Annotated in this window: 11 protein-coding genes; 4 read left to right on the top strand and 7 right to left on the bottom strand. The window is 67.1% G+C overall.

Annotated features, from left to right (window positions below; all coding sequences use genetic code 11):
* Positions 1-50 precede the first annotated feature (50 nt).
* The 4 genes from argF to AAC050_RS14285 all read right to left on the bottom strand — a co-directional run bounded on the left by argF (position 51) and on the right by AAC050_RS14285 (position 3,994).
* Positions 51-968, bottom strand: coding sequence for an ornithine carbamoyltransferase (argF, locus tag AAC050_RS14300; RefSeq protein WP_339915763.1), 918 nt, complete (start codon positions 966-968; stop codon positions 51-53).
* Between the two features lie 4 nt (positions 969-972).
* Positions 973-2,169, bottom strand: coding sequence for an aspartate aminotransferase family protein (locus tag AAC050_RS14295; protein ID WP_339915762.1), 1,197 nt, complete (start codon positions 2,167-2,169; stop codon positions 973-975).
* Between the two features lie 118 nt (positions 2,170-2,287).
* Positions 2,288-3,061, bottom strand: a complete 774-nt coding sequence (locus AAC050_RS14290) for a hypothetical protein (RefSeq protein WP_339915761.1) — start codon at positions 3,059-3,061, stop codon at positions 2,288-2,290.
* A gap of 117 nt (positions 3,062-3,178) precedes the next feature.
* A complete protein-coding gene (locus tag AAC050_RS14285) occupies positions 3,179-3,994 on the bottom strand; it encodes an ABC transporter permease (protein ID WP_339915760.1) in 816 nt (271 codons plus the stop codon).
* A 230-nt stretch (positions 3,995-4,224) separates the two neighbouring features.
* Between AAC050_RS14285 and AAC050_RS14280 the strand changes: the two genes are divergently transcribed.
* On the top strand, positions 4,225-4,743 hold the full coding sequence (locus AAC050_RS14280; RefSeq protein ID WP_339915759.1) for a GcrA family cell cycle regulator: 519 nt from the start codon (positions 4,225-4,227) through the stop codon (positions 4,741-4,743).
* A 316-nt stretch (positions 4,744-5,059) separates the two neighbouring features.
* Here the strand turns inward: AAC050_RS14280 and apaG are convergent, their stop codons facing one another.
* Complete coding sequence (gene apaG, locus AAC050_RS14275; protein ID WP_339915758.1) at positions 5,060-5,467, bottom strand: Co2+/Mg2+ efflux protein ApaG; 408 nt, start codon at positions 5,465-5,467, stop codon at positions 5,060-5,062.
* Positions 5,468-5,547: 80 nt separating this feature from the next.
* On the opposite strand from apaG, the gene AAC050_RS14270 reads away from it, so the two are divergent.
* Positions 5,548-6,576 carry a 2'-deoxycytidine 5'-triphosphate deaminase gene (locus tag AAC050_RS14270; RefSeq protein WP_339915757.1) on the top strand — a complete coding sequence of 343 codons (1,029 nt, stop codon included), beginning with the start codon at positions 5,548-5,550 and terminating at the stop codon, positions 6,574-6,576.
* A gap of 102 nt (positions 6,577-6,678) precedes the next feature.
* Entirely contained in the window at positions 6,679-7,002 is a 324-nt protein-coding gene (locus AAC050_RS14265) for a hypothetical protein (RefSeq protein WP_339915756.1), read from the top strand.
* A 38-nt stretch (positions 7,003-7,040) separates the two neighbouring features.
* On the opposite strand, the gene AAC050_RS14260 is transcribed toward AAC050_RS14265, so the two are convergent.
* Together AAC050_RS14260 and AAC050_RS14255 are read right to left on the bottom strand one after the other, a co-directional pair.
* Positions 7,041-8,306 (bottom strand): MFS transporter, encoded by a 1,266-nt coding sequence (locus AAC050_RS14260; protein WP_339915755.1) that lies wholly within the window; start codon positions 8,304-8,306, stop codon positions 7,041-7,043.
* On the bottom strand, positions 8,290-8,760 hold the full coding sequence (locus AAC050_RS14255; RefSeq protein ID WP_339915754.1) for a cupin domain-containing protein: 471 nt from the start codon (positions 8,758-8,760) through the stop codon (positions 8,290-8,292). The genes AAC050_RS14260 and AAC050_RS14255 overlap by 17 nt, the downstream gene beginning before the upstream one ends.
* A 51-nt stretch (positions 8,761-8,811) precedes the next feature.
* Here AAC050_RS14255 and dapE point away from each other — a divergent pair, with 51 nt between their 5' ends.
* Positions 8,812-9,975: a succinyl-diaminopimelate desuccinylase gene (gene dapE / locus AAC050_RS14250; RefSeq protein WP_339915753.1), complete on the top strand. Its 1,164-nt coding sequence runs from the start codon at positions 8,812-8,814 to the stop codon at positions 9,973-9,975.
* The last annotated feature ends 56 nt before the right edge of the window (positions 9,976-10,031 follow it).

Raw genomic sequence — 10,031 nt, 5'->3', positions numbered from 1 at the left:
TCTGGACCATTTTTTGGATTCAGGTCGAGTCGACCTGAAACAAAAATGGTCTAGGTGCCCGCGAGACACCAGGCCAGAACGGCCTTCTGGGCGTGAATGCGGTTTTCGGCCTCGTCCCAGACCAGCGACTGCGGGCCGTCGATCACTGCATCGGTGACCTCCTCGCCGCGGTGGGCCGGCAAACAATGCAGGAAGACGGCGTCGGAGGCCGCCGTGGCCATCAGGGCTTCGTCGACCGTATAGGCCTCGAACGCCGCCAGCCGGTCCTCATAGTCGCCGTCGCCCATCGACACCCAGGTGTCGGTGATCACCACATCGGCCCCGGCCACCGCCTCGCGCGGATCGCTGGTCAGGGCCACATGATCGCCACCCACGGCCAGGTCGCGCAGGTCGGGATGGTAGTCGGCCGGGCAGGCGACATTGAAGCGGAAGCCGAATTTCGGGGCCGCATGCATGAAGCTGTGACAGACATTGTTGCCGTCCCCGACCCAGGCCAGGGTCTTGCCGGCGACCGGGCCGCGCTGTTCCTCGATGGTCTGCAGGTCGGCCAGGATCTGGCACGGATGGCTGCGGTCGGTCAGGCCGTTGATCACCGGCACGGTAGCGACGCGGGCGAAGCGCTCGACGTCCTCGTGGCTGTTGGCGCGGATCATCACCGCGTCGACCATGCGCGACAGGACCCGGGCGGTGTCCTCGACCGGCTCGCCGCGACCCAGCTGCATGTCGCCGGCGTTGGCGATGATTGCGGCCCCGCCCAGCTGGCGGATGGCGGCATCAAAGCTGAAGCGGGTGCGGGTCGAATTCTTCTCGAAGATCATCGCCAGCACATGGTCGACGGCCGGTGCGTCGGCGTCGACCCGCCCCTTCGGCCAGCCCTTGCGGGCGGCCTTTCGGGCATGGGCGTCATCGAGAATGCCGCGCAGGTCGTCGGCCGACAGCCGGTGGATGTCGAGGAAATGGCGCACCATCGCCCTATCCAGCCAGCTTGCCGCGCGCGAACTCGCAGGTCTTTTCGAAGCGGGCGATCGCCTCGGCCGCATCATCACGGGTCAGGATCAGCGGCGGCAGCAGGCGCACGCAGTTGTCGCCGCCCCCGGCCACCAGCAGCTGGTTTTCGTCGCGGGCCCAGCCCATGAATTCGCGGTTGTTCGGGATCATCTTGATGCCGATCAGCAGCCCCTTGCCGCGCACATCGGCGATGACGTCGGGAAAGCGCTGCTGCAGGCCGTGCAGCTGCTGCTTCAGATAGCCGGCGATCTCGTTGACGTTGGCCAGGGTCTCGGCCTTCGAGATTTCGTCGAAGGCGGCGATGCCGACGGCCATGGCCAGCGGATTGCCGCCGAAGGTCGAGCCGTGCACGCCGACGGTCATGCCCTTGGCCGCCTCGACCGTGGCCAGACAGGCCCCGACCGGGAAACCGCCACCCAGGGCCTTGGCGATGGCCATGATGTCCGGGGTCATGCCGGCCCATTCATGGGCCCACAGCTTGCCGGTCCGGCCCATGCCGCACTGGACCTCGTCGAAGATGATCAGCACGCCGTTGGCGTCGGCCATCTCGCGCATCCAGCGCAGGTCTTCCTCAGGGATGGCACGCGCGCCGCCCTCGCCCTGGACCGGCTCGATGATGACGGCGGCGGTGGTCGGACTCTTGAAGGCGGCTTCCAGCGCCTCGCGGTCACCCCAGACCAGCTGACTGTAACCCGGCAGGCGCGGGCCGAAGCCCTCGACATAGGACGGGTTGCCGGCGGCGTTGATGGCCCCGTAGGTGCGGCCGTGGAACGAACCGTCGAAGCCGTAGATGTCGATCCGCTCGGGCTGGCCGTTGGCCGAATGATATTTGCGCGCCGTCTTCAGCGCGCATTCGACCGACTCCGAGCCGGAGTTGGTGAAGAAGACCACGTCGGCGAAACTGTTCTCGCACAGCCGGTCGGCCAGGGCCTCCTGGCCCGGGATCTTGAAGATGTTGGAGACGTGCCAGAGCTTCTCGGCCTGGTCCTTCAGCGCCTGGACCAGCTTGGGATGGGCATGGCCCAGCGCATTGGTCGAGATGCCGGAGACGCAGTCCAGATAGACGGTGCCGTCCGCCGCATACAGCCGGGCCCCCTCGCCGCGCTCAACCTCAACCGGAGCACGGTTGTAGACACCCATCAGATGGCTGGACACAGGCATAACCTCCAAAAGCGAGACGGCCCCGCCGCAGGATGCGCCGGGACCGCTGAAACAGGGTCCGGTCTTGTCGGACGCAGACCGGGGTTAGTCAACACCAGCGCAGCCCTGAAGACGGAGATCAGGAAGAGGTCGGCTTCGTTCCCCGCGCGGTCCGGACGGCCAGCGTCGCCAGCGCGTAAAGGATGGCGAAGGCCAGCACCATCTCGGCCAGTTCCTCGAACACCTCGTGCTGAAGCAGGACTCCGGCCGACGCCAGCAAACTGTACACCCAGGGGCCGGTGTAGAGGCCCTGGAGAAACAGCACCGGACTGGGCAGGTTCGGCCCCCGCAGCCCAAACCAGGCGACCGGGGGCAGCAGGATCAGGGCGAAGCCGAGGACCTGGTAGATCACGTCATAGAGACGCGGCGACACCAGATTATGCAGGTTGGACTCGCCCTGCAGATTGACCGCAGCCAGGTCCGCCGGGGTCTCGAACCCGAGCAGATGCTGGCCCCAGCTCATTTCCTCGCCGATCATCACCACGAAGCAGACAACCATCACCCCCAGGAGAACGCGCCAGAGGCTGGCCGAGGCGGACCCGTACAGCCGCGACGCCCGGGTGAACAGCAGGCCGCAGACGGCGATCGCCAACGCGTAGAAGATGAAGGTCAGGGTCTCGACAAGGCCGCCTTCGAAGGTTTCCGCACCGAAAATCCAGAGATCATGGCCTCCGGCCCGGTGACTCCAGACGTTGATCGGGACCAGGGCGACCCAGACGGCGATCAGGCCCAGCCCCCCGGTCCGCGTCAGCCAGCGCGGCCCATCCGCCGCCGGCCTTTGGGCCCGGGTCAGCCAGAGGACGGCGACAAGCCCCCCCGCGACGGCCATGGCCAGCAGGGTCAGGGCGGCCATGGCCGGATTGGATATGTGAAGATCGGTATCGATGGTCTCGGCCCCCGCAGAAGAACCACATCAGCCTGCGCTCGCAGACCTAAGGAACTTCTAACCATCGCCGGAGCGCGGCAGGCCTCAGCTCTTCAGCCGCCAGCCCGAGCGGAACACCAGCCAGCAGGCCACGGCCAGGGCCAGGGTCAGGGCCGCGCTGACCGCCACGCCGATCGCCAGACTGCCGTCGGCGTGGCCGATGAAACCGGCCCGGAAGCCGTCGATCAGATAGAAGAAGGGGTTGAAATGGCTGATCGCGCGGAACGGCTCGGGCAGACGTTCGATCGGATAGAAGGTGCCGCTGAGAAAGGTCATCGGCATGACCACGAAATTCTGCACCGCCGACAGGTGGTCGAATTTCTCGGACCACAGGCCGGCCAGCACGCCCAGCATCCCCATCAGCAAGGAGGCGATAATGCCGAACCAGATGATGGCGAACAGATTGCTCACGCCCAGTTTCGCGAACGGCAGGACGCAGATCGCGGTGACCAGTCCGACCACCATGCCGCGCGTCGCCGCACCGAGCGAAAAGCCGACGGTCAATTCCAGCGGGCTCAGCGGCGGGGTCAGGAAGTCGGTAGCCGTGCCCATGATCTTGGCCTGGATCAGGCTGGACGAGGCATTGGCGAAGGCATTGTTGAGGATGGCCATCATGATCAGGCCCGGGGCCACGAACTCGGCGAAGGGCGTGCCGTGCAGCGGCGGCCGCGCATCCTTCAGCGCCACCACGAACACCAGCATATAGAGAAGCGTCGTCACCACCGGGGCGGCCACGGTCTGGGCACCGACCTTCCAGAAGCGTCGCACCTCGCGCAGATACAGGGTGCGCACCCCGATCCAGTTGACGCCGTTATAGCGGCGGGGCGACGGCAGGCCGGACGGGCGGCCCAGTGCGTTCATGGAAGAGTGATCAGTCATCCCCGCCAGATGCCCCCGGCAAGGTCCCGGTGCAAGGCGGGCCGTCCACAGGACGTTTCACATACCGACGATTCAACATGTGGTTTCTGTGGACACACTGATTCGCAGATATTGCGTCTGTTAACGTCTCGTTTACAAGTGGTGGTAGGTGCTGACCCCGAAACGGAGCCGGCGCCCCTAGATATTGATCTGATTACCCCGGGGAGGGTGGCATGACCGCAGGCTGGACCGAAGACCGCGTAGGCGCATTGAAGAAGCTCTGGCTCGAAGGCCAGTCGGCCAGCCAGATCGCCAAACAACTGGGTGGCGGCGTCACCCGCAACGCCGTGATCGGCAAGGTCCACCGCCTGGGCCTGTCGGGACGCGCCACGCCGTCGCAGCCCGCCCGCACCACCTTCCGCGCCGCCCGGCCGCGTCCGGCCGCTCCGGCCCAGCCGTCAGCGCCGCGCCGCATCGAGGCCGCCCAGCTGCGCCCCAACGTCCCGGTGCCGCCGACGCCCGAGCGTCCGCCGGAAATGCCCGGCACGGCCACGGTGATGACGCTGGGCGCACATATGTGCAAATGGCCGATCGGCGACCCCTCGACCCGCGAGTTCAGCTTCTGCGGCCGCCGCGCCTCGGAAGGCGTCTATTGCGTCGAGCACGCCCGGGTCGCCTACCAGCCCCAGGTTCGCCGCGGCAACAAGGACGGGGCCACCGAACTGGCCCGCAGCCTGCGTAGATATATCTAGGGGCGCTATCGCGCTTCGCGCTGCTTGAGCGCGACGACCGCGGTCACCCGGAATGGGCGCACGGACCGGTTTCGTGCGCCCATCGCAATTCGGTCAAACGACCGACAATAAAGGCTCCTAGAGAGCCGCCGTCCGCCCCGCTGGCCTTGCGTCGGCGGGACCCGGGGCGGGACTGCGGTTATCCGGGTTGACGCAGTCCCTCACCCGCCCCGCCCCTTCGGGGCTCATGCTTTCTTTTGGCCTATCGCCCTTCGGGCTGCTTGAGGCCGGGCTGTTTCCTTGGGCCTACCGCCCTTCGGGCTGCTTGAGGCCGTGTCTAGTTCAGCACGCGCCGCTCGCCCGGGACGTCCAGGCTGAAGGCCGGAATGACCGCCTCGAACGACCGGCCCTCGGTATCGGTCAGGGAATAGCTGCCGGCCATCGAGCCCGAGGCCGTGCCCAGCGGACAGCCCGAGGTGTAGGAATAGCTGTCGCCCGGCGGGATGGTCGGCTGCTCGCCGACGACGCCGGGACCGCGCACATCCTCGACCTGGCCGCGGGCGTCGGTGATGATCCAGTGGCGCGCCACCAGCTGCACCGTGGCCGGGCTGTGGTTCTCGATCTCGACCTGATAGGCCCAGACCCAGTGGCCGAGATCGGGGTTGGACTGACCCGCCAGATAGGACGGCCGCACGCGGACGACGATCCCGTCGGTTTCAGCTTGATAGGCGGGGGTGTCATGCATGATCCCATGGTCGCCCTGCGCGCGCCTACGTCAAGCATAACGGGGGTTAGACAGGCCGTAAAAACGTGTAAGCAGGACTCATGCAGTCCTACAGCAACACCCTCCCCGGCATCCTGCCCTGCCAGTCCATAGAGGCCCTGATCGCCGGCGGCGCGATCACCTCGGACACACCCTTCGACGCGGACCAGGTCCAGCCGGCCAGTCTCGACCTGCGCCTGTCGGATCAGGCCTGGCGCGTGCGGGCCTCCTTCCTGCCCGGCCTGCGCAAGGTCGAGGACCGGATCGCCGATGTGGCGATGCATACGGTCGACCTGACCGGCGGCTTCGTGCTGGAAAAGGGCTGCGTCTATATCGCCCGCCTGCAGGAGCGACTGTCCCTGCCCAAGGGCCTGATCGCCCGCGCCAATCCCAAGAGCTCGACCGGCCGGGTCGATGTGTTTGTGCGGCTGCTGACCGATTCCGGGGCCCGGTTCGACGATGTGGCCGAGGGCTATGACGGCCCCCTGTATCTTGAGATCGCGCCCCAGACCTTTTCTATCCTGGTGCGGCCCGGCACCCGGCTGAACCAGCTGCGGCTCAAGGCCGGTGAACCGCCCAAGCTGGAGACCCGCAGCGTCGGCGTCGATTTGTCCGGCAGCGCCGACGGCATCGTCGGCTTCCGCGGTCGTCGTCACGCCGGGGTGGTCAGCATGGAACATATCGACGGCCACGACCCGAAGGACTTCTGGGAGCCGCTGACCCTGCGCGGCGGCCAGTTGCTGCTGGATCCGGGCGAATTCTACATCCTGGCCTCCAGCGACGATGTCGAGATCCCGGTCGACCAGGCCGCCGAAATGACCCCGATCGATCCCTCGGTCGGCGAGTTCCGGGTGCATTATGCCGGCTTCTTCGACCCCGGCTTCGGCACCGACGAGGCGCACGGTGCGGGCTCCCGCGGCGTGCTGGAGGTGCGCACCCACGACACCCCCTTCCTGCTGGAACACGGCCAGATCGTCGCCCGGCTGGTCTATGAGCCCCTGACCGAAAAGCCGACCCGCCTCTACGGCGAGGGCGGCAGCCACTACCAGAAGCAGGGCCTGAAGCTGAGCAAGCATTTCCGGCCCTGGTGAGGGTTTGGGGGGCGGTTCTGCGATCGTAATGCGGCTATCGAACCGTTGCGGACCCTTTGGAGATGTGGTCCTTGCTGCCAGTTCTCCGATTGGTTTGGATCCATGCATAGACTGGAAGCGGAAGCGTTCGCCGACGACGTGGAGGTCAGCCTCCAATGCGGTGCTCTTGAAGCTCAAGTGCCGGAACGACTTTTCCGAAGGCTCGTGTTGCTCGGTCGAGCGTATGAATTGCACCGTCTGTCATTGCTTCAGGAGGACGCCGTCCTGGACAGTGTTCAAGCCCAGTCCCTGAGCGATGAACTCGAGTTTGTGCGTGAGCTGGTGCCGACCGATCACGCGTTGGCAACTCTGCTTGCTCAGGCAACCCCGGTCGTACTGGCCGCCAGCCGGGACGCAAAAAGCTCCCTGGTGATCGAGTGGCAATAGATCCGAGAACCACCTTTTGCGGGCTTTAGCGTAGCCCCCTACCCCAGCCGGTCCGCCTTCCTTAGCCCCGGGAACAGCTTGGCCCAGAGGCCGGTCGCGCCGAGGGCGGCGGCCCCGCCGAATACCGCCGCCCCGATCGGGCCCATCAGGCGGACCATGACGCCGGAATAGGCCTCGCCCAGCTCGTTCGAGGCCCCGATGAACAGCATCGACACCGACGAGACCCGGCCACGCATGTGATCGGGGGTGGCGATCTGGATCAGGGTCTGGCGGATGTTGACGCTGATCATGTCGGCGGCCCCGCCGATGAACAACACCAGGGCGCTCAGCCAGGCGACCTTGGACAGGCCAAAGATCAGGGTGCACAGGCCGAACACGGCCACCGCCCCGAACATCCACACGCCGCCGCGCCGCAGGATCGGAAACCGCCCCAGATACAGGGCCATGACCAGGGCCCCGACCCCGAACGACGCCCGCAGCAGGCCGAAGCCCTCGGGCCCGATCATCAATATGTCGCGGGCGAACACCGGGGTCAGCAGCGCCACCCCGGCCAGCAGCACCACGATCAGGTCCAGCGAGATGGCCCCCAGCACGATGCGCGTCGACCAGACGTATTTCAGCCCCTCCTTGACCGCGGCCCAGCGCCGGATCAGTCCGTTCAGCCGCACCGGGCGGCCGCTGGTGCGGATCAGCAGCATGGCCGCCAGCCCGACCGCGAACATGCCCAGCGACACGCCATAGGCCAGCGGGGTCGAGACACCGACGATGACCCCGCCCAGGGCCGGGCCGGCGATGGCCCCGGTCTGGAAGGCCAGCGACTGGGCGACGATGGCCTTGGGCAGGGCCTTCATCCCCACCACCATCGGCAGGAAGGCCTGACTGGCCGGGGCCAGAAACGCGCGCGCCGCCCCGAACACACAGGCGACGGTCAGCAGGCCCCACAGTGGTGGCGACCCGTGGATGGCCATGGCCAGGAAGGCGATCGCGCAGCTCGCCTCGACCGAGATGGAGGCGATCACCGTCATGCGCCGATCACGACGGTCGGCCATCTCGCCGGCCGGCAGAGTCAGGGCCAGCATGGGCAGGAACTGCACCAGCCCGACCAGCCCCAGATACAGGCTGGCCTGTTCGATCGGATGGTCGCGCCGGGCGATCTCATAGACCTGCCACAACAGGGCCGAGGACTGGACCTGGATGCCGAACACGGCGGCCAGACGCCCCAGCCACAAAAGGCGGAAGTCGCGCAGCTTCCACGGATCGCTGCCGGAGCCCCCCGGCGGGGACGGCTCAGTCACGTCGGTCATGTTTGGGGTACGGTGTGCCGTCGCGATGGAAATAGCCGCCGGGGCGGAAAACCATATCGATGTCGGGGTAGTCGCCCGAGTCGCCGCCCGGCGTGCGCGTGCCGACTTCCAGCAGGACAGCCTCGGCGTCCGAGCGGTTCTGCAGCACGTGGCCGTTGGCCACCCCTGCCTTCCAGCCGGCGCAATCGCCCGCCGTCAGCACCGTCTCGCCGTCATCCTCGACCAGCACCACCTCGCCCTCCAGCACCCAGACGAACTCATCCTCGCCTTCATGCCAGTGGCGCTGGCTCGACCATGCCCCGGCCGGCAGACGCAGCAGATTGACCCCGAACTGGTCCAGACCGACGGCGTCACCCAGCCGCCAGCGGCGGCGCGGCTTGCACGGAGCGGCGAATTCCTCGGGATAGCCGGTGCCGTGCCCGGTCGGGGCGGCATCGATCTCGATCTTCGGCATCTTCAGCCCACCCCTTCTCGCGCTGGTCCGATGTCCGTAAAGCATAGGACCATGAGCGACGCACCCCCTGCCCTGATCGATCCCGTTGAGCTGACCCGCGACCTGATCCGCCGTCCGTCGGTGACCCCGGTCGACGCCGGGGCCATGGACATGATCGAGGCCCTGCTGACCGGCCTCGGCTTCCACTGCCGCCGCATGCCGTTCGAGGGGGTCGAGAACCTCTATGCCCGGCGCGGCACGACCTCGCCCAACCTGTGTTTCGCCGGTCATACCGATGTGGTCCCGACCGGCACGGCCGCCGCCTGGACCGCCGCCCCGTTCGAGGCCGAGATCCATGACGGCATCCTGTACGGGCGCGGTGCCGTCGACATGAAGGGCGGTATCGCCGCCTGGATCGCCGCCGTCTCGCGCCTGCTGGCCGAGGGGGAACCGGCCGGCTCCCTGTCCTTCCTGATCACCGGCGACGAGGAGGGCCCGGCCCTGCACGGCACCAAGCGGGTGGTGCAGACCCTGATGGCCGAGGGCGAGACCATCGACGCCTGCGTCGTCGGCGAGCCGTCGTCCTCGATGCATCTGGGTGACATGATCAAGATCGGACGGCGCGGCTCGCTGAACAGCTGGATCACCGTCCACGGCAAACAGGGCCACGTCGCCTATCCCGACCGCGCTGCCAATCCGGCCCCGGTGCTGGCGAAACTGCTGACGGCGCTGAACGACCATGTGCTGGACGAGGGCTATCCCGAATTCCCGCCGTCGAACCTCGAGATCACCACCATCACCATCGACAATGACGCCAGCAACGTCATCCCGGCCGAGGCCAGCGCCCGGCTCAACATCCGTTTTAACCCGACCCATACCGGCGATGCGCTGATTGCCTGGCTCAACATCCAGGCCGGTGAGGCCCAGGTCGCGTCGGGCCAGAGGATCGAGCTGGAGCATCTGTGCTCGGGCGATGCCTTCCTGACCGAACCCGGCCCCTTCATCAGCGCCGTCCAGGACGCGGTCGAGGCCGCCTGCGGCCACCGGCCCGTGGCCTCAACCACCGGCGGCACCTCCGACGCCCGCTTCATCCGCGCCATGTGCCCGGTGCTGGAACTGGGCCTCGTCGGCCAGACCATGCACCAGATCGATGAGCGGGTACCGGTGACCGAGATCGCGGCCCTGACCGACGTCTATCAGCGGGTGATCACCACCGTATTCGAGCGGATCGGCTAGCTGTGAGCTCTCAATAGGTTGTCCATCCGGTCCAGGCCGGGGAAGCTGGAGTTGCA

The organism is uncultured Brevundimonas sp. (assembly GCF_963974615.1).
In the GTDB taxonomy this organism is placed as follows: Bacteria; Pseudomonadota; Alphaproteobacteria; order Caulobacterales; family Caulobacteraceae; genus Brevundimonas.
The sequence above is the reverse complement of the archived record's forward strand: the minus strand, read 5'-3'. Positions and strand labels throughout refer to the sequence as shown.

Bases quoted from the DNA above. Each gene is read 5' to 3' on its own strand.
- AAC050_RS14285 (WP_339915760.1), bottom strand. From the start codon at position 3,994: ATGAACGCACTGGGCCGCCCGTCCGGCCTGCCGTCGCCCCGCCGCTAT.
- AAC050_RS14265 (WP_339915756.1), top strand. From the start codon at position 6,679: ATGCATAGACTGGAAGCGGAAGCGTTCGCCGACGACGTGGAGGTCAGC.
- AAC050_RS14260 (WP_339915755.1), bottom strand. From the start codon at position 8,306: ATGACCGACGTGACTGAGCCGTCCCCGCCGGGGGGCTCCGGCAGCGAT.
- AAC050_RS14280 (WP_339915759.1), top strand. From the start codon at position 4,225: ATGACCGCAGGCTGGACCGAAGACCGCGTAGGCGCATTGAAGAAGCTC.
- AAC050_RS14255 (WP_339915754.1), bottom strand. From the start codon at position 8,760: ATGCCGAAGATCGAGATCGATGCCGCCCCGACCGGGCACGGCACCGGC.
- AAC050_RS14295 (WP_339915762.1), bottom strand. From the start codon at position 2,169: ATGCCTGTGTCCAGCCATCTGATGGGTGTCTACAACCGTGCTCCGGTT.
- dapE (WP_339915753.1), top strand. From the start codon at position 8,812: ATGAGCGACGCACCCCCTGCCCTGATCGATCCCGTTGAGCTGACCCGC.
- AAC050_RS14290 (WP_339915761.1), bottom strand. From the start codon at position 3,061: ATGGCCGCCCTGACCCTGCTGGCCATGGCCGTCGCGGGGGGGCTTGTC.
- apaG (WP_339915758.1), bottom strand. From the start codon at position 5,467: ATGCATGACACCCCCGCCTATCAAGCTGAAACCGACGGGATCGTCGTC.
- AAC050_RS14270 (WP_339915757.1), top strand. From the start codon at position 5,548: ATGCAGTCCTACAGCAACACCCTCCCCGGCATCCTGCCCTGCCAGTCC.
- argF (WP_339915763.1), bottom strand. From the start codon at position 968: ATGGTGCGCCATTTCCTCGACATCCACCGGCTGTCGGCCGACGACCTG.